This window comes from Methylomonas sp. MED-D (assembly GCF_050276835.1).
Classification (GTDB): Bacteria; Pseudomonadota; Gammaproteobacteria; order Methylococcales; family Methylomonadaceae; genus Methylomonas; species Methylomonas koyamae_A.
In genome coordinates, this window is record NZ_CP189965.1 from 2,476,411 (window position 1) to 2,494,739 (window position 18,329).

An 18,329-nucleotide genomic window follows, 5' to 3' on the forward strand; every position below is an offset into this window, starting at 1 on the left:
GTCGCGAGCAGCCGCCTATGTGCTTTAGCGTACAGACTTCGGCACGGAGCCGCCGTATTCTGGTCGCAGCTGAGGTGAAGCCCAGCGACCGAACGCAGACATCCGGTGACAAGTTTGATCTTCGCGGTTTCAGAGCGCCAGGACGGATTTCGCGAAGGTTCTCATGCCTGACCGATTCGCCGGTGGCGCCAATAACAAACACAACGACACAGGCAAATTTATGAAAATCACACACTATTTAATCGCGTTGCTGCTGACGCTCGCTTCGCTGCAGGCGGCTGCCGCCGGCAGTCCCATGAACGAAAGTTTCACCAAATTGATTGCGCTATCCAACAGCGCGATAGAGGTGGGTAAGGCCGGCAATCAACAGGCCTTCGTCGAGAGCGCCACGGTCGCCTGGGAAGCCTTGAAGCAACAAAACGAGCAAGGCAGCTCGATTCGGCTGCAACGGGCCAACGCCAAACTGAAAGCCGCGATCAAAGCCGGAAAGGCCGGTAACTTGTCGGACGGTATCAGCGAATTGGAACAGGGTATCGTCGAAATGCAGTTGGAAAAATAATCTCGCCGACAGAGCTGCCGAGCGTCGGCATGCCGCTGAATGCAATCAGGAAGCAAAGCCGGCTAACCCCGGCTTTTTTCGGCCCCTCGTGAATGTCGGTCCGGCGGCGGGCTTAGACCGATCCACGCTTAAGCCGGCCGGCAATTCACGGTCTGTTGGTTACTCGGGAGCAGTCTGTCGGACTCGGCTTTCACCACCCGGTAGCATTCGCAAACCCGCTCTTCCAGGCCGGGCCTGTCCAACACGGTAATCCGGCCCCGGCTATAGTGAATCAAGCCGGCTTGCTGCAATTTTCCGGCCGCCTCGGTGACGCCTTCGCGGCGCACGCCCAGCATATTGGCGATCAGTTCCTGAGTCATCGTCAATTCGTTGGACGGCAATCGGTCCAGACTCAACAACAACCAGCGGCACAGCTGTTGGTCCACCGAATGATGGCGGTTGCAGACCGCGGTTTGCGCCATTTGGGTAATCAAGGCTTGGGTGTAGCGCAGCAGCAGGTGCAACATCGCATCGTAGCGATTGAATTCCCGCATCAACAAGTTTCCGCGCAAGCGGTAGGCGTGCCCGGCGCTTTGCACGACCGCCCGATTCGGCATGCTGCCGCCGCCCATGAACATCGCCACGCCGACCATGCCGTCGTTGCCGACCACCGCGATTTCCGCCGAGGCGCCGTTTTCCATCACGTACAGCAAGGAGATGATGCAATTGGTTGGGAAGTAGACATAGCGCAACTCGCCGCCTGATTCGTAAATCACTTCGCCAAGCGGCGTATCGACGAGTTCCATATGCGGCAACAGCCGTTCGTATTCCGCCGGCGGTAGCGCGTTCAGCAAATGGTTCTGTTGCGGATAGTTAAGATCGGTCATCGGCGGCCTGTTTGATGGGCGGATAAATTAAGGGATTCCTTTCGATCGGTTGGTGTAAACGCCCATCGTACAGGAAAATCGAATTTCCCTACGTGCGTTAAAGAACAGAGCGAGCCAGCGGAGTTCTGTTAGGCGCGGCAAACCCGCGCGCCGCGCTAAGTGCGCTAGCGTACAGACTGCGTTCGGGCCGAACCGTAAACTGCATTTTCCCGATGCGGGCGAAAACGGTTTGGCGGTTTCGCCGGCGACGATCGCTAATTGCCGGGTTCCAAGACTATCCGTCGCTTCGCTCGCGCCGAATCCATTCCGGGCTTGGCGCGGAAAGACCGTGTTTCCCGGACTGGCGAGCGGCGTTGCACGGGGCGTAATACTCAAAGTGCCTCAAGCCGCGACAACGTATGTTAGTTGCCGCGGTTTTTTTTGAGGGTCGTCAATCGACCCGAACCTCGCAAACGCCAGCCTCACCAAACCCGAGTATGCAGAGACCGAAATCATGCTGACAGAAAACGTGACAACGCCCGATGCGGAACTTCGCGATGGCTGCTCCGACGGCAAGTCGGCGACCTTGGATCGGGCGATCGCCAACGCCAAACGCCGCTTATTGGCCCTGCAAAATCCGGCCGGCTATTGGGTGTTCGAGCTGGAAGCCGATTGCACCATTCCAGCCGAATACATTCTGATGATGCATTTCATGGCCGAAATCGACCAAGGCCTGGAAGCCAAGATTGCCCATTTTCTGCGCGCTCAAGCCGGCTCGGACGGTAGCTATCCGCTATTCAAGGGCGGCGCCGGCGACCTGAGTTGCACCGTTAAAGTCTATTACGCGTTAAAACTAGCCGGCGACGCGACCGATGCGCCGCACATGCGCCGCGCGCGGCATTGGGTGCTGCGTCACGGCGGCGCGGCCAAGTCCAATGTGTTTACCCGCATCATGCTGGCGATGTTCCGGCAAATTCCGTGGCGGGCCGTACCGTTTATCCCGGTGGAAATCATGTTGCTGCCAAAGTGGTTTCCGTTTCATCTCGACAAGGTGGCGTATTGGTCGCGGACCGTGATGGTGCCGCTCTCGATACTGTGCAGCTACCGAGTCCAGGCCCGCAATCCGCGCGGAATCGACGTCGCCGAATTGTTCTCGACCCCGCCCAACTTGGAAAGAGACTATTTTTCGCAGGTTAAAACGCCGCTGGGCAAAGCGATTTTGCTGCTGGACCGCTGTGGTCGCTTACTGGAGCCGCTGATTCCCGGATTTGTCCGCCGCAAGGCAACCGCCCAAGCCACCGCTTGGTTTACGGCCCGCTTGAATGGATACGACGGCTTGGGTGCGATATTTACCGCGATGGTCAACGCCTACGAAGCGATGGATTACCTGGGTATCCCGGCCGATAACGCCGAACGGCGCATCGCCAGGGCGGCGATCGACGGCTTGCTGGTCGTCAAGGCGGATACGGCGTATTGCCAGCCCTGCGTATCGCCGGTCTGGGATACCGGTCTGGCCGTGTTGGCCTTGCAGGAAGTCGATAGGCATGACCACGAGCCGTCGAGCCGGCGCGCCACCGATACTGCCTTGCGCTGGCTGGCCGGCAAACAATTGCGCGATCAGCCGGGCGATTGGCAAACCCAGCGCCCCGGCCTGGCCGGCGGCGGTTGGGCCTTTCAGTTCGGCAATAGTTATTATCCGGATGTCGACGATACCGCCGTCGTCGCTTATGCGATGAGCCAAGCCGAGGCGCCGGCGTTCGCCGAGCCGATTCGGCGGGCGGCGGACTGGATAGCCGGCATGCAGTCGCGCAACGGCGGTTACGGCGCGTTCGATGCCGACAACGACCATTATTTTTTAAATCAAATTCCGTTTGCCGACCACGGCGCGCTGCTCGATCCGCCCAGCGCCGACGTCAGCGCGCGTTGCATCATGCTGCTGGGTCGGCTCGATGGCGCGCACCCGGAGTATAGCGCCACGATCGCGCGATGCATCGCTTACTTGCGCGCCGAGCAGGAAGCCGATGGTTCCTGGTTCGGGCGCTGGGGTACCAATTATCTGTACGGGACCTGGTCGGTATTGCTCGGTTTCGCGGAAGCGGGCGTCTCCGCCAACGACGCTAGCGTGCGCCGAGCGGTGGCTTGGCTGAAATCCAAGCAGCGCGCCGATGGCGGTTGGGGCGAAAGCAATATCAGCTACCATACTCCGAACAGCCGCGGCGAATTCGATACCAGCACCGCGTTTCATACCGCTCTGGCGGTACTGGCCTTGCTGGCCGCCGACGAAACCGGCGCGCCGGAAGTCGCGGCCGGCGTCGGCTATTTGCTGAACACTCAACAAGCGGACGGCGGATGGCAAGACGACTGTTTTAACGCGCCGGGCTTTCCCAAGTTCTTCTACCTGAAATACCACGGCTACGATAAGTACTTCCCATTGTGGGCCTTGGCGCGCTACCGAAACCGTCAAAACGGTTTGGCCCGCGCCCGCTGAGGTCGAAAAGCGATTCCGCCGGCCCGCCTCCGCCTTGTTGAACCCGATTGTGTGCAGTGCCGTACAGACGCGGAGGCCATCCGATCGCATGCTGAACCCCAATACGTCAAGCCTTGTTATCGACCGCGCCAGCGACTTGCTGTCGCCGTTATTGGAGTGGATACGAAAATGAACGACCGTGAATTTCGCAGTGAACCGCGTCGGTTGTTAGCGGATCGGCGTCTTGCCGACCGACGGAATATGCCCGACCCGTTTGGTTCTGCGGCTTGGATCGAAAACATCGAAAACGCCTATTTGGCTTGGCCCAGGCAAGATAGACGCACCGAAGCCCGGCGTTGCGAAGAACGGCGTGTAGTCGATCGGCGGTTGGGACGGATAACGGGGAACGTCCGTTCGTCGCGGAATTACTCGAAGCAATTGTTGACGCGCGATGAACGGCTGTTGATCGAAAGTCTCTATCTCGGCGACGCGGAATAGTGGGCGATTGCCAGCGATTCCGTTCCGGTCCGGCCGAATCCCAACTCGCGGTTGCGGCAGCCGACAGCCTCGCGCATGAGCGCTTGGATATTTAACGCTATTCGGGCGTGGTTTTGGCGGTTGGCGCCGAAAAAGCCGTCACCCGCGTGGGCCGCGTTCCTGGACGGCGCAAAAATGCTGATGTTGGCCTGGCGGGGCTTTGCCGACGATCTTGGCTCGTTGAGAGCCGCCGCGTTAACCCTGTATACGCTATTTTCGATCGTTCCGATGATTGCGGTGGTATTCGGCATTGCCAAGGGTTTCGGCTTCGACGGCGCGACCGTGCGGCATCTGCTGGGGCGCGGTTTGAACTCGGATGCGTTGGCCGCGCAATTGATCGATTTCGCGGGAAAACTTCTGGAAAGCACGCAGGGCGAATTAGTGGCCGGGATAGGAATAGCCCTACTGTTTTGGACCGTGATTGGCTTGATCGGCAATATCGAGGAAGCGTTTAACGCCATCTGGAAAATCGCGAAGGGCCGAACCACGGCACGCAGATTCGCCGATTATTTAGCGTGGATGTTGTTGGCGCCGGTGGTCTTGATCACCGCCAGCAGTTTGATCGTATTCGTCAAAATCCGGATAAGCTGGCTGATGGCCGAATTGGCGCTGCCGGCGTTCGGCACTTGGCTGATCGTCGGCGCGTTAAGTTTCTCGCCGATCGTGCTGATGAGCGGCTTGTTCGCGGTGCTGTTTATCGTCATGCCGAACACTAACATCAGCTATCGCGCCGGTATCATCGCCGGCATGGTGACCGGCGCCGTGTATTCCTTATCGCAATGGGTCTATTTGAGTTTGCAAATCGGCGTATCGAGCTATAACGCCATTTACGGCAGTTTTGCCGCCTTGCCGTTATTCGTGGTGTGGCTGCAAGGCGGCTGGATGATTGTGTTATACGGGTGCGAGTTGGGGTTTTATATTCAGCATCGCCGGAGCGATCGAAATTGGGTCCTGCCCGCTGGTTTTAGTATTCAGCTGAACAAGCTGATCGCGCTGCACGTCCTGCGCCTGATCGTCAAGAATTTAGCGTCCTTGAATACGCCGTTAAGCGCCGCTCAAATTGCCGAAAGCTTGGCAATTCCGGTCGAAATCGCCGAAGACCTGTTATCCAGGCTGGTCGCCGGCCGGCTGATTGTCGAACTGAAAAGCCGCGACGACGGCGCCCGGACTTACTTGCCGGCCATGGATATCAATGCCTTAACGATAGGCGCGGCACTGACCGCACTCGAACGATGCGGGCAAAACCAATGGCCGGATTGCCGTTTGGAGCCGGCGATCGTCGAAGCCGTCGCTGAGTTCGAGAAAGCCATGACGGCGTCCCCATGCAACCGCTTGCTAAAAGATCTTTAGCCGTTCAGCCGGGCCCGACTTCGGCCAATAAAACAAACAGCTTGGGCGGCGTGTCCGGACGATCGTGGCGCAGACAATCGAGATGGGCCGCGAAGGGCGTGCCGTCGGATCGGATCATCGAAATATCGAAGGCCAGTCGTTTCGCCTTCGGAGAATCCATCAGATAGCGAAAATGCCGGTACCAGTCGTCGCGTTGATCGTCGGCGACCAACTTCGAGAAACGCAAGCCGGTCAACCGGCTCTCCACCGCTCCGAACAGATCGACGCCGGTCAGATTGATGTCGCCGATTTGATCATTGGCGTCGATCACCACATAGGCGCTTGGGGCAAACTCGAACAACGCCTGATAATGATCGTGCAATTCCGCCAGCGCCCGATAGGTGCGCTGCCACTCGTCGTTCTGCATCTCGAGCTCGATTTTATGCACCAGCAGTTCGTGCATCAGCACGTCGGCCGGTTTGGAATCGGCTTTCTCCGGCGACAAACTCACCACCAGGGCTTCGGCCCTGGCTCTGAGCGACTGCCGCCGCTCGACTCCATCCCAAACTTGGTCCATGCCTTACCGACTCCCGCTATTCGCATCGGCGCTTCGCGCCATGTACGCGATTGGGCTTATGTACGTTAGCGAACTGTGTTGAATCGCACAAAGGCGTTTAATCAAGTCCGACGCTTTCCCGAATCGCTCCCATCACCATCCTACCATCCGCGTTAGTACCGAGCGTAAAAATCTCCCAGGCCGACGCGGAGTTCGAAGCAACGGTAGCGCCGGGAAAGCCGGGCAGCGATGCCATTCGATACCTCACTCACCGGACAAAAGTCATGACACCCATCCAATACCCCGGAACCGCCCTCACGTTGGCGAGCCTAGCCATGGCAAGCTTGATTGCCGGATGCGCCAGCGTGCCGCCGCCGACCGAACAATTGGCCGTGTCCAAGGCGGCGCTCAATAGCGCCACTAGTGCCGGCGGCAATGAATACGCGCCGATCTCGCTAAGATCGGCCGTGTTGAAAATGGACGCCGCCGAGCGGGCGATGACGCAGCAGGAATATTTACAGGCCCGCCAACTCGCCGAGCAGGCTCAGGTCGATGCCCAATTGGCCGCCGCCACCGCCCGCGCCGCCAAGGCTCAAAAAGCCGCTAGCGAATTGGGGGAAAGCAATCGCGTGCTGCGCGAAGAAATCGACCGTAAAGCCCAATAATCCCAATGGAGAGAATGATGCAAACCTACCGAATGTTTCCACTGCCGCTGATCACCGCCGCGATTCTGTCCGGCTGCGGCACGGTGCCCAACCCGGCATTGACCGATGCTCATAACGCTTACAACAACGCCCGCGTCAATACCCAAGTCGGCACGCTGGCCGAACTGGAAATGAAGCAAGCCGACGATAGCTTGAAAAAAGCCGATCTGGCCTACGCCGAAGACGACGAGGATGAAGCCGTCAATCACTTTGCCTATGTCGCGACGCAACAGGTGGCCATCGCCCAAGCTACCGCGATCCGCAAAGTCGCCGAAACCGCGGTCAGTAACGCCGAAGGCAAACGTAACCAAGTGCGCTTGGATGCCAGAACCGCCGAAGCCGATGCCGCCAAGCGCCAAGCGGCGCTCAGTCAGCAAACCGTGGATAGACAAAACACCGAATTGGCGGTGGCCGGCGTCAACAGCGAGCGCGATCAGGCGCTGCTGGCTCAACAGGACATCTTGATCAACCAACTGAACGCCAAGAAAACTGCGCGCGGTTTGGTGATCACGCTGGGCGACGTGCTGTTTCGCAGCAATAAAGCACGCTTGCAGAGCGGCGGACTGCGCAACGTCGATAAACTAGCCGACTTTCTGAAACAGTATTCCGGCTACAAGGTCTTGATCGAGGGTTACACCGACAGCAAGGGCAGCGCCGAATTTAACGAAGAACTTTCCGACCGGCGCGCCTACGCGGTGCGCACCGCGTTAGTCGACGGCGGCGTGAACAGCGATCGAATCATGACCCGAGGTTACGGCGAAGAATATCCGGTGGCGGACAACGACACGGCTGCCAACCGGCAATTGAATCGCCGGGTGGAAATCATTTTGTCTGACGAAAACGGCAATCTAGCCAGCCGCTGACAGGTCGAAATGGCCGTCAAATTGCCTCAAGCGAAGACCGGCCGGCACCCGGTCGGCTTCGGTGGCCGGACCGTGTTCCAATCCTTAACGCACCGCTACTCGGAGTCACGATCATGAACAGACCTTATCCGGCCTTAATGTTAGCGTGCTTGCTGTACGCCGTATCCGCCCACGCCGAGTTGATCGAGGAACGCAGTCAAGGTCAGGTCAGCTTTATCAGCGGCGGTATCGGCGAGGACGAGCGAGCGGCCTTGAAAAAGGTCCGCACCGATTACAACCTGGGCCTGCTGTTTTCGACACGAGGCAGCGGCGAGTATTTGAGCGATGTCACGGTCAGGATCAGCGACGGCAACGGCGCAATCGTGCTGGATACCGTTTCCGAAGGCCCGATGCTGTTCGCCAAACTGAAGCCGGGTCGCTATCAGGTCAGTGCCGAGCATGCCGGCCAAGCGATTCGCAAACCGGTCACGGTCGATGCCAAACACCGTTCACCGTTGTCGTTTACGTGGTCGAACCCCTAAATCGAACGGCGAACGGGTCAAGGGCCATTCGATATCGCAGCCGTTGAATTGTCGTTCAAACTCCCATCATCAGCGAGACATCCATGAAAACCAAAAACGAATACATCGAAATATTGGCGACTCAGCTCAGAGAGTGGAGCGCGGATATCGATCAGTTATCCGAAAAAACCGAGAAAGCCGCAGCACTGGTAAAACTGAATTACATCGAGGAACTCAATGCGCTGCGCGCCAAGCAACTGGCCGCCGAAGCAAAAATGACCGAACTGGAGGCGTCCGGTCATGAGGGTTGGGATGCGATGAAACTGACGGCCGACCGGGTGTGGGATGATTTAAGAAGCAGTTTGGCCGATGTCGCCGCCAAACTGAAATAGCGGCGGCAAATTGGCGGCGACCCCGCGAACCGTGGCTGCCCGGCGTCGGTCGCTGAAAGCGCCGCACGTATGTGCGACAGCGTACAGACTCCCGCCGGGGCCGAGCGTTAAGCTGCAAGCTCGACTTTACGCGGAGATAAACGATGCATCCGGCAATTGAACCTGTATTGGCGCTGGTGATTGGCCTATTGATTTTGATGGTGCCTCGGTTTCTGAATTATTTCGTGGCGGTGTATTTGATTGTCGTCGGCGTATTGGGGCTGATACACCGTTGAATTGGCAAAGCGTTTCCGGTTGGCAAGGCTAGATCGTCGGCCGCGCCGGTCTTGGCGAGGATTTACCGAGCCACTTAGCGCCCTGGCAAATCCGCTGGGTAACGGTTAACGCCGCTTGGTTTCCGCGAAAGGTTTTGCCGCGTTATTCCTATCTCAGCCTCGCCTCAATTGGAGAACCATCATGTCGCTCAGCACCATTCTGCTCGTCCTGTTAATCCTGATGTTGTTGGGCGTTATTCCGGTCTGGCCGCATAGCCGGTCGTGGGGATACGGACCCGGTGGCGGCTTAGGCTTGATATTAGTCATCATCCTGATTTTGGTGGTGCTCGGCAGGATTTAGCCTGCCGGTTTTGGTAAACCTTGGGCCCACCGGTATTTGGGTCCAAGCCGTTCTTCGTCTCAATCGTCTGGCGGGAACCCTATCGACCTCGCCGGCCCGGCCGCGCGACCACCCCATTCCACTCGGAGCGATTATTCATGGCCAAACGGCGAGAACAGCGGCGGCATGTCAGAAGCGAACATCCCGGCGGCGAGGAAGCGCCGATTCGTTTCGAATTGTTCAACACGGAACGGCTGGAACAGCATGCGGTCAGTCTGGCGCGCGCCCAAAAAGTCACGCATTTAAAGAAAGGCCGCAAGCTGATTCCGCGCGTTCGGGAGAACGCCTTGGTGTTGTTGGAGGCCTATAAAGCCGTGGCGCGCGCGGTCAAACAACAGCATGCCATCACGCCGGCGGCGGAATGGTTGCTGGACAATTTCCACGTCATCGAAGAGCAGATCAGCGACATTCACGTCGATTTGCCGGAAAGCTATTCGCGGGAATTGCCCAAACTGGCCGAAGGCGTGTTGGCCGGCTATCCGCGGGTATACGGTATCGCCTGGGCCTTGGTGGCCCACACCGACAGCCGGTTTTCGCCGGAATTACTGTCTCTGTTCGTGAATGCTTACCAAAGCGTCGAGCCGCTGACGCTGGGCGAATTGTGGGCCATTCCGATCACGTTGCGGGTGTTACTGGTCGAGAATCTGCGCCGGCTGGCCGTGAACATCATGCGTTCGCAAAACGGCCGGCGCTTGGCCGACCAGTTTGTCGATGAAGTCGAACAAATCGTCGCGCGTAGCGACAGTCCGGAGCCGGCGATTCCGGCCGGCGTGCTGCCGTCCGAGCCGTTGCGGCAAGCGTACGCGGTCCAAATCCTGCAGCGCTCGCACGACCCGCATCCGGCGGTGGCGCTATCCCTGGCATTTCTGACCGACTGGCTCGCCGAACAGGGGCAGAGTCTGGACGACATCGTGCATCAGGAGCATGCCGCGCAAATCGCCGACAATCTGACGGTGCGCAACATCATTACCAGCATGCGGGCGATTTCCGCATTCGAATGGCCGCAATTCGTCGAAGACGTTAGTCTGGTGGACGCTTGTTTGCGCGGACACGCAGGCTATCTGGCGATGGACTTTCTGACCCGCGACCGCTATCGCCATGCGATAGAGGACTTGGCCAAGCGCTCGCCGGCCTCGGAAGTCGAGATTGCCAGACTGGCGATCGCCGAAGTGCAAATTGCAGTTGCCCAGGATAGTGACGACGAACGTCAAACCGAACCGGGGTATTACTTGATCGGCGCCGGCCGTTACCGCTTCGAAACCAAGGTCGGTTATCGGCCGGGCCTGAAACAACGCCTGTTACGCTGTTACGTTAGCCACGCCGGTACCGCCTATGTGGTCAGTCTGGCGGTATTGACCTTGCTGCTGTTGCTGTTGCCGTTGAGCGCATCGGCGAGTGCCGGTTTAACCGGCTGGCAGTTATGCGCGTTGGCGTTGGCGTTCGCGTTTCCGGCTTCGGACATCGCCATCGGCTGGATGAATCATTTTATCGTGGCCGGCTTGCCGCCCAATCACCTGCCGCGCCTGGAACTCAAGGACGGCGTGCCCGAGGCCTTAAGTACCTTCGTGGTGGTGCCGACGTTGTTCGTCAACGCCGCCGGGGTGCTGCAACAAATAGAGCAAATGGAAATTCGCTATCTCGCCAATCCGGACGGCGCGGTGCGCTTTGCGTTGTTGTCGGACTGGGCGGATGCCGAACAGGAAAGTCGGCCGGACGACGCGGCACTGCTGGCGGTGGCGGTCGAGGCCATCGCCGCGTTGAATCTGAAATACGCTCGGCAACGGTTTTATGTGTTTCACCGCAAGCGGCTCTGGAATCCCAGCGAAGGCAAGTGGATGGGTTGGGAACGCAAGCGCGGCAAGCTTCAGGAATTCAATCGCCTGCTGCGCGGTGCGACAGACACCTCGTTTCTGCCGATGGACGGCGCGCCGGCCAGCGCGCCGCCGGGCGTGTGTTACGTCATCACGTTGGATGCCGACACCAAGCTGCCGATGGGCGTGGTCGCGCAACTGGTGGGTGTGGCTGCCCACCCGTTGAATCGGCCGGTATTCGATGCGCGCCGTCAAACCGTCGTCGACGGCTACGGCATTCTGCAACCGCGCGTCACGCCGACCTTGCCGCAACGCCAGGAGCGCTCGATGTTTCACCAGATCTTCGCCGGCGCTTCCGGTACCGATGCTTATGCCAGTTCGGTGTCCGAGCTGTATCAGGACCTGTTCGGCCTGGGTACCTACAGCGGCAAGGGTCTCTACCACGTGGACAGTTTCGCGGCGGCATTGGCCGGACGGGTGCCCGACAATACCCAGCTCAGCCACGATTTGTTCGAGAGCGTCTACGCCCGCTGCGGTTTGGTCAGCGATATCGAGTTTTTCGAGGAATTTCCGTCGCATACCGAGGTGGCCGCTTCGCGCGAACACCGCTGGGTGCGTGGCGATTGGCAGTTGTTGCCCTGGATCTTCGGCGCGCGGGGCAAGGGAATGCCAATGATTGGTCGCTGGAAAATGTTGGACAATCTCCGGCGTTCGCTGTCTGCACCGGCGGCGTTCTCGGCGCTGGTGCTCGGCTGGAGTTTGCCGAACGCGCCGCTGCTGGCCTTGAACGCCTTCGTACTGACCGCGCTGGCCTTTCCGGCGGTGTTGGCGGTAACCGCCGGTTTTAGCGCGCCCCGACGCGGCATTTCGATCGCCACTCATCTGCGCGGCACCGGCGAAAACGTCGCGTGGGCATTGTGCAACAGCCTAGTGGCGCTGACCTTGTTGGCTCAGCAAGCTTGGCTGATGGCCGACGCCATCTCGACCACGCTGGTCAGGCTATTCATTACCCGCCGCAAACTGTTGAAGTGGGTGACGGCCTTACAGGCCAAGGCCGGCGCCGGGCACGCCTTGAAAAATCTGATCCGGCCGTTGAGTCATTCCTCGTCGGTGGTGTTTGGCGCCGGCGCGCTGGTGGTGGTGTTCAATCCGGACGCGATCGTCGCGGCCGCGCCGTTTTTATTGTTGTGGTGGTTGGCGCCGGTGGTGGCGCGGGCCTTGAGTTTGCCGCCGAAAATCGATAGCGCCGAAGTACTGTTGCCGGCCGACAGTGCTCGATTGCGTTGCCACGGCCGGCGCATCTGGCGGTTTTTCACCACCTTCGTGACCGCCGAGGAACACTTTTTACCGCCGGACAATTTTCAGGAAGACCCCCGGCCGGTGATCGCCCATCGCAGTTCGCCGACCAATTTCGGTTTGTATTTGTTGTCGATCGTGGCGGCGCGGGATTTTGGCTGGCTGGGTTTGACCGACGCCATCGAACGGTTGGAGGCCACGGTGGCGACGCTGGCCGGGTTGCCGCGCCTGCACGGCCATTTCTACAACTGGTACGACACCCGCGATTTACAGACGCTGGAGCCGCGCTACGTGTCCACCGTGGATAGCGGCAATCTGGCCGGCCACTTGTTGACGCTGGCTCAGGCCTGCCGGGAAATGGCGAATCGGCCGCTGGACTTGTCCAACGCGTTGATCGGCTTGGCCGATACCCACGCTTTATTGAGCGACGCGTTAGCCAAACTCAGCGACGATCGGCGCACGCTAACCGTGAGCTTGGCGGAGTTGCGCCACAAAGTCGCCGATCTGGGCGAATTGCTCGGCGCGCGCCCCGCCGATGCCGAGGAATGGAGTCGATTGTGGCGGCGCCTGACCGATTGCGTCGGCGCCTTGCACGATCTGGCCAACGCCCATGCCGTCGAGCGCGGTGATAGCCAGGGCAACGAAGTGCTGGTGTGGGCCGGTTTGCTGCGAGACGACATCCGCTCGCATGCGCGTGACGTGGCGACTTTGATGCCGTGGATTCATTTTCTGGCGCGCTACCACCCCGCATCCGACCCGCCAAGCCATCCATTCGATCTGGACACGCCGCTGTGCCATCTGCCGGAGCGCTATGCGCTGTGGGCGAATCGTCAGGCGTGCGACCGCCCGGCGTCGGCGAGTTCCGAGATTACCGCGATGACGGTGTTGCTGCGCCGGGCCGGCGAGCAAGCGGAAACCTTGAGCCAACGCCTCGATCTGCTCGCCGAGCAGTTGGAAAGCTGGTTCCGCGAGATGGACTTTCGATTCTTGTACGACGCCAGTCGCCACATGTTCGCGATCGGCTACCGCGTCGCCCAAGGTGTCATCGATTCCAGTTACTACGATCTATTGGCCTCGGAGGCCCGCTTGGCGAGCATTATCGCGATCGCCAAACGCGACGTGCCGAGCAGTCATTGGTTTCATCTGGGCCGGCGGGTGACGCGGGTCGCTCACGGCACGGTCTTGCTGTCCTGGTCCGGCTCGATGTTCGAATATTTGATGCCGTCGCTGGTGACCTTTACCCCGCGCTACAGCTTGCTGGATCAGACCTGCCGGCTGGTCGTCAAGCGGCAGATCGCCTATGGCCGGGAGCGCGGCGTCCCCTGGGGCGTGTCCGAATCGGCGTTTAACGGCCGAGACGTGTATTTGACCTATCAATACTCGGCGTTCGGCGTGCCCGGCTTGGGCATGAAGCGCGGCTTGGGCGAGGAGCTGGTGATCGCGCCTTACGCGACGGCCTTGGCGGCGATGTATTTGCCGCACGCCGCCGCGGAAAACTTCGCGCGTCTGGAGCAAGAAGGCGGCGTGGGACGCTACGGTTTCTACGAAGCCTTGGACTACACACCGATTCGGCTGGCGGAAGGCCAGCGGGTGGCTCTGGTACGTTGCTATATGGCGCATCATCAAGGCATGTCGCTGGTGGCCTTCGCCAACGTGGTGCACGACGGGACGATGCGCCACCGCTTCCACCGCGCGGCGTTGATTCAGTCCGCGCATTTGCTGCTGCAGGAACGCATTCCGCACGGCGCCGACACCAGCGTGCCGCCGCTGTTGCAAGAGCTGTCCGATGTCAAGGAAACCGTACAGCCGCCGGTGCGGCGCTTGTGTTCGCCGATGTCGGCGGTACCGTCCACTCAACTCCTGTCCAACGGCCGTTACGCGGTCATGATCACCGCCGCCGGCTCCGGCTACAGCCTGTGGCGCAACCAGGCCGTAACCCGTTGGCGGGAAGATCCCACCCGCGACGCCTGGGGTAGTTATCTGTATTTGCGCGATGTCGAAACCGGCAAAGTCTGGTCGGCCGGCTATCAGCCGACGGCGGCCTGCCCGGACCATTACGAGGTGGTGTTTGTCGAGGACAGGGCGCGGATTACCCGCACCGACGGTTTGATCGTCGCCACGCTGGAAATCGTGGTGTCGCCGGAAGACGATGCCGAAATTCGCCGGTTGAGCTTGACCAACAACGGCGCATACTCGCGCGAAATCGAGGTCACCTCGTATGCGGAAATCGTGTTGACCACCCCGGCCGCGGATATTGCCCATCCGGCCTTCTCCAATCTGTTCGTGCAAACCGAATACTGGCCGCAGACCCGTGCCTTACTGGCGCATCGGCGTCCGCGCGCGCCGGACGACGCGCCGGTTTGGGCCGCGCACGTACTGGCCGATCGGCAAAGCGGCGACGGGCTGCAATACGAAACCGACCGGGCCCGTTTTATCGGCCGGGGCCAAACGGCGCGCGCGTCGCTGGCGGTGATGGACGGCAGGCCGTTGAGCAATACGGTGGGCTGCGTATTGGACCCGATATTCAGTCTGCGTACCCGTGTGAAAGTGGCGGCCGGCGCGACCGAGCATCTGACCTTTACCACGCTGGTGGCGGCCTCGCGCCAAGCGGCGGCGGATTTGGCCGACAAATACCACAATCCGGTGGCTTGGGAGCGGGTCTCGGCCTTGGCCTGGACGCACGCGCACGTGCAATTGCACCATTTGCGCACCAAGCCCGATGAAGCGCAATTGTTTCAAATGCTGGCTAACCGCTTGATTTTCGCCGATCCGTCGCTGCGACCGGCCGGTAAGCTGTCGCAGACGAATACGCTGAACGTCGGCGGACTTTGGCGACACGGGATTTCCGGCGACCGGCCCATCGTGTTGTTGCGGGTCGGCGAACCGGAAGAGCGGGGCATCGTCGAGCAATTGTTGCGCGCGCACGAATATTGGCGCATCAAGGGATTGGCCGTGGATTTGCTGATCTTAAACGAGAAGGAAGTGTCCTACGTCGAGGACTTGCAGGCCTTGCTGGAAAATCTGGTGCGGGAGAATCAGGCCCGCGCCGCCGCCGATCAGGGCCAACAGGGCGCGATTTTCGCGTTGCAAGCCAGCGTGCTGTCTCTGGAAGAGCGGCGCTTGTTGCAAACGGCGGCTCGGGCGGTGTTGGTCGGCCATCGCGGCACCTTGGCCGAACAGTTGCTGCGTCATCCGCGGCCGGCCTCGCCGTTCATTGTCCATAGAGCGGCGCGGGCGGTGGAAGTCGCCCCGGTCCTGGCGGTGCCGGACCTGGAGTTCTTCAACGGCCTCGGCGGCTTCGCCGAAGACGGCAGCGAATATGTGATCGTGCTGGATAAAGGCCAGTGGACGCCGGCGCCTTGGATTAACGTGATTGCCAATCCAGGGTTCGGTTTTACCGTTTCGGAGCTGGGTAGCGGTTGCACCTGGGCCGGCAATAGCCGGGAAAACCAATTGGCGCCCTGGTCCAACGATCCGGTCGGCGACGCGCCCGGCGAAGTGTTTTATTTGCGCGACGACGAAACGCAGGAATTATGGACCCCGACCGTGTTGCCGATTCGGGTCGAGAATGCCGGCTATCTGATCAGGCACGGCCAGGGTTACAGCCGCTTCGAGCACGTCTCGCACGGCATCCGTGCCGAACTGCTGCAATTCGTCGATCCGGACGATCCGATCAAGCTGTCGTCGTTGATTCTGACCAACCAGTCCGGCCGCCACCGTCGCCTGACCGTGACGGCCTATCTGGAATGGGTGCTGGGTGCCTCGCGCAGCGTGACGGCACCGCATATCGTCACCGAACTGGACTCGGATACCGGCGCTTTGCTGGCCTATAACCCCTGGGATCCGGAATTCGGTCAACGCGTCGCGTTTGCCGATCTGGCCGGCCGGCAGACGGCTTGGACCGCGAATCGCGGCGAATTCCTCGGTCGTAACGGCAGTTTGGAGGCGCCGGCCGGCTTGTCGAGTCGCAAACCGCTGAAGAACCGGGTCGGCGCCGGCTTGGACCCGTGCGCGGCCTTGCAAACGACGCTGGAAATGGCGCCTAAGCAACGCATCGAGATCGTGTTTTTGCTGGGACAGGGTCGCGACAAAACCCATGCCGTCGAGTTGATCCGCCGCCATCGGGCTTTCGACATGGCAAGCCGCTTCGCCGTGGTGAAGCAAGCTTGGCAAGGCGTTACGCACCAGGTCCAAGTCGAAACGCCGGACCGCGAGCTGGACATTCTATTAAACGGCTGGTTGCTGTATCAGACCCTGAGTTGCCGGATGTGGGCGAGGGCGGCGTTTTATCAGGTGGGCGGCGCCTTCGGTTTCCGCGATCAATTACAGGACGGCATGGCCTTGGCGGTGAGCCGGCCGGATTTGACGCGGGAACATCTGTTGCGCGCCGCCGGCCGCCAGTTCGAGCCGGGCGACGTGCAGCATTGGTGGCATCCGCCCACCGGTCGCGGCGTGCGTACCCGGTTTTCCGACGACCGGGTCTGGTTGCCGTTTGCGGTGCGGCATTATTTGCAGGTCAGTGGCGATACGCCGGTGCTGGATGAATTAATCCCGTTTTTGGAAGGACCGCTGTTGGCGGCCGACCAGGACGACGCGTATTTTCAACCGGGCCAAACCCAGGGTTCGGCCAGTTTGTTCGAGCATTGCGCCCGAGCGTTGGACTTGAGTTTGACGACCGGCGCGCACGGCTTGCCGTTGATCGGCAGCGGCGACTGGAACGACGGCATGAATCGGGTCGGCAATCGGGGCCAGGGCGAGAGCGTCTGGCTGGCCTGGTTCCTGATCGCGTCGCTGTCGGCCTTCGCCGAGATTGCCGAGGCGCGCGGTGAATCCGAACGGGCAGGCCGCTGGCGCGAGCACGCCGAGCGGCTGCAAGTCGCGCTGGAAGCGGAAGCTTGGGACGGCGCCTGGTACCGGCGCGCGTATTTCGACGACGGTTCGCCGCTGGGTTCGGCGACCAACGCCGAATGTCGCATCGATGCCATTGCCCAGAGCTGGGCCGTCATCTCCGGCGCCGCCGAGCCGGAACGGGCGCGGCGGGCGATGGCGTCGGTGCGCGAATATTTGGTGCGTTACGGCGACGACCTGGTGCTGTTGTTCACGCCGCCGTTCGACAAGACCGAACGCGATCCCGGTTATATCAAAAGCTATCCGCCCGGCATTCGCGAGAACGGCGGGCAATATACTCACGCGGCGATTTGGTCGGTGATTGCCTATGCGCTGCTCGGCGACGGCGACCAAGCCGGCGAATTGCTGCGCATGCTTAACCCGATTAAACGCACCGCCAGCCGCACCGGCGTGTATGCCTATAAGGTCGAGCCCTATGTGCTGGCGGCGGACATTTATTCCGAAGCCCCGCATGCCCGGCGCGGCGGTTGGACCTGGTACACCGGCGCGGCCGGCTGGTTCTATCGGGCCGGGTTGGAGACCGTGCTGGGTTTACAACGGCGCGGCGACCGGCTGCTGTTCGCGCCCTGTATTCCGAAAGGTTGGCCTACTTACCGGATGGAGTATCGGCATGGCGACAGCGTTTACGACATCCGCGTGGACAATCCGGACGGCGTTTCGCGCGGCGTGGTCGGTCTGGAGCTGGACGGGGTTGCGCAATCGATCACCGACGGGATTGCGTTGCTCGACGACGGGCAACGGCATCAAGTGTCGGTCGTATTGGGCAACCTATAGCGCTAGCAGAGCTTAGTGGCGCGAGCCATCTGTGCGGCGCCGTACCGACCGGCGCGGGAGAAACCGGTATCTTGATGACTGAGCGTGGAAACTGAATATTCTCCGCTTTGACCCTGGCCAATTCGGCTTGGGTC

Annotated in this window: 13 protein-coding genes; 11 read left to right on the plus strand and 2 right to left on the minus strand. The window is 60.5% G+C overall.

The window, feature by feature from the left end; translation table 11 throughout:
• Positions 1 to 220 precede the first annotated feature (220 nt).
• On the plus strand, positions 221 to 559 hold the full coding sequence (locus ACQE3E_RS11020; protein WP_313727939.1) for a small metal-binding protein SmbP: 339 nt from the start codon (positions 221 to 223) through the stop codon (positions 557 to 559).
• A gap of 128 nt (positions 560 to 687) precedes the next feature.
• Here ACQE3E_RS11020 and ACQE3E_RS11025 read toward each other — a convergent pair whose 3' ends face one another.
• On the minus strand, positions 688 to 1,425 hold the full coding sequence (locus tag ACQE3E_RS11025) for a Crp/Fnr family transcriptional regulator (protein WP_313727938.1): 738 nt from the start codon (positions 1,423 to 1,425) through the stop codon (positions 688 to 690).
• Between the two features lie 493 nt (positions 1,426 to 1,918).
• Here ACQE3E_RS11025 and shc point away from each other — a divergent pair, with 493 nt between their 5' ends.
• From shc to ACQE3E_RS11040, 3 genes are all read left to right on the plus strand, one after another.
• A complete protein-coding gene (gene shc, locus ACQE3E_RS11030; RefSeq protein WP_313727937.1) occupies positions 1,919 to 3,892 on the plus strand; it encodes a squalene--hopene cyclase in 1,974 nt (657 codons plus the stop codon).
• 240 nt (positions 3,893 to 4,132) lie between these two features.
• Positions 4,133 to 4,369 carry a hypothetical protein gene (locus ACQE3E_RS11035; protein ID WP_313727936.1) on the plus strand — a complete coding sequence of 79 codons (237 nt, stop codon included), beginning with the start codon at positions 4,133 to 4,135 and terminating at the stop codon, positions 4,367 to 4,369.
• A gap of 75 nt (positions 4,370 to 4,444) precedes the next feature.
• Positions 4,445 to 5,758 (plus strand): YihY/virulence factor BrkB family protein, encoded by a 1,314-nt coding sequence (locus ACQE3E_RS11040; protein ID WP_427501618.1) that lies wholly within the window; start codon positions 4,445 to 4,447, stop codon positions 5,756 to 5,758.
• Between the two features lie 4 nt (positions 5,759 to 5,762).
• On the opposite strand, the gene ACQE3E_RS11045 is transcribed toward ACQE3E_RS11040, so the two are convergent.
• On the minus strand, positions 5,763 to 6,314 hold the full coding sequence (locus ACQE3E_RS11045; RefSeq protein WP_427501619.1) for a PAS domain S-box protein: 552 nt from the start codon (positions 6,312 to 6,314) through the stop codon (positions 5,763 to 5,765).
• A gap of 263 nt (positions 6,315 to 6,577) precedes the next feature.
• On the opposite strand from ACQE3E_RS11045, the gene ACQE3E_RS11050 reads away from it, so the two are divergent.
• From ACQE3E_RS11050 to ACQE3E_RS11080, 7 genes are all read left to right on the plus strand, one after another.
• Positions 6,578 to 6,958, plus strand: a complete 381-nt coding sequence (locus ACQE3E_RS11050; RefSeq protein WP_427501620.1) for a DUF4398 domain-containing protein — start codon at positions 6,578 to 6,580, stop codon at positions 6,956 to 6,958.
• Between the two features lie 14 nt (positions 6,959 to 6,972).
• The gene (locus ACQE3E_RS11055) at positions 6,973 to 7,860 is read left to right on the plus strand and encodes an OmpA family protein (protein WP_427501621.1); all 888 of its coding nucleotides are present in this window, start codon (positions 6,973 to 6,975) and stop codon (positions 7,858 to 7,860) included.
• 113 nt (positions 7,861 to 7,973) lie between these two features.
• The gene (locus ACQE3E_RS11060; protein WP_313727931.1) at positions 7,974 to 8,381 is read left to right on the plus strand and encodes a carboxypeptidase-like regulatory domain-containing protein; all 408 of its coding nucleotides are present in this window, start codon (positions 7,974 to 7,976) and stop codon (positions 8,379 to 8,381) included.
• An 83-nt stretch (positions 8,382 to 8,464) separates the two neighbouring features.
• Complete coding sequence (locus tag ACQE3E_RS11065; RefSeq protein WP_064031208.1) at positions 8,465 to 8,752, plus strand: hypothetical protein; 288 nt, start codon at positions 8,465 to 8,467, stop codon at positions 8,750 to 8,752.
• Positions 8,753 to 8,895: 143 nt separating this feature from the next.
• Positions 8,896 to 9,027, plus strand: coding sequence for a DUF3096 domain-containing protein (locus ACQE3E_RS11070; protein ID WP_083385865.1), 132 nt, complete (start codon positions 8,896 to 8,898; stop codon positions 9,025 to 9,027).
• 181 nt (positions 9,028 to 9,208) lie between these two features.
• On the plus strand, positions 9,209 to 9,367 hold the full coding sequence (locus ACQE3E_RS11075) for a DUF3309 family protein (protein WP_427501622.1): 159 nt from the start codon (positions 9,209 to 9,211) through the stop codon (positions 9,365 to 9,367).
• Between the two features lie 137 nt (positions 9,368 to 9,504).
• The gene (locus ACQE3E_RS11080; RefSeq protein WP_427501623.1) at positions 9,505 to 18,195 is read left to right on the plus strand and encodes a GH36-type glycosyl hydrolase domain-containing protein; all 8,691 of its coding nucleotides are present in this window, start codon (positions 9,505 to 9,507) and stop codon (positions 18,193 to 18,195) included.
• The last annotated feature ends 134 nt before the right edge of the window (positions 18,196 to 18,329 follow it).

Excerpts from the sequence above, each read along its gene's own strand:
- ACQE3E_RS11035 (WP_313727936.1), top strand. The coding sequence starts at position 4,133 with ATGCCCGACCCGTTTGGTTCTGCGGCTTGGATCGAAAACATCGAAAAC.
- shc (WP_313727937.1), top strand. The coding sequence starts at position 1,919 with ATGCTGACAGAAAACGTGACAACGCCCGATGCGGAACTTCGCGATGGC.
- ACQE3E_RS11050 (WP_427501620.1), top strand. The coding sequence starts at position 6,578 with ATGACACCCATCCAATACCCCGGAACCGCCCTCACGTTGGCGAGCCTA.
- ACQE3E_RS11070 (WP_083385865.1), top strand. The coding sequence starts at position 8,896 with ATGCATCCGGCAATTGAACCTGTATTGGCGCTGGTGATTGGCCTATTG.
- ACQE3E_RS11025 (WP_313727938.1), bottom strand. The coding sequence starts at position 1,425 with ATGACCGATCTTAACTATCCGCAACAGAACCATTTGCTGAACGCGCTA.
- ACQE3E_RS11020 (WP_313727939.1), top strand. The coding sequence starts at position 221 with ATGAAAATCACACACTATTTAATCGCGTTGCTGCTGACGCTCGCTTCG.
- ACQE3E_RS11080 (WP_427501623.1), top strand. The coding sequence starts at position 9,505 with ATGGCCAAACGGCGAGAACAGCGGCGGCATGTCAGAAGCGAACATCCC.
- ACQE3E_RS11055 (WP_427501621.1), top strand. The coding sequence starts at position 6,973 with ATGATGCAAACCTACCGAATGTTTCCACTGCCGCTGATCACCGCCGCG.
- ACQE3E_RS11075 (WP_427501622.1), top strand. The coding sequence starts at position 9,209 with ATGTCGCTCAGCACCATTCTGCTCGTCCTGTTAATCCTGATGTTGTTG.
- ACQE3E_RS11045 (WP_427501619.1), bottom strand. The coding sequence starts at position 6,314 with ATGGACCAAGTTTGGGATGGAGTCGAGCGGCGGCAGTCGCTCAGAGCC.
- ACQE3E_RS11065 (WP_064031208.1), top strand. The coding sequence starts at position 8,465 with ATGAAAACCAAAAACGAATACATCGAAATATTGGCGACTCAGCTCAGA.
- ACQE3E_RS11060 (WP_313727931.1), top strand. The coding sequence starts at position 7,974 with ATGAACAGACCTTATCCGGCCTTAATGTTAGCGTGCTTGCTGTACGCC.
- ACQE3E_RS11040 (WP_427501618.1), top strand. The coding sequence starts at position 4,445 with ATGAGCGCTTGGATATTTAACGCTATTCGGGCGTGGTTTTGGCGGTTG.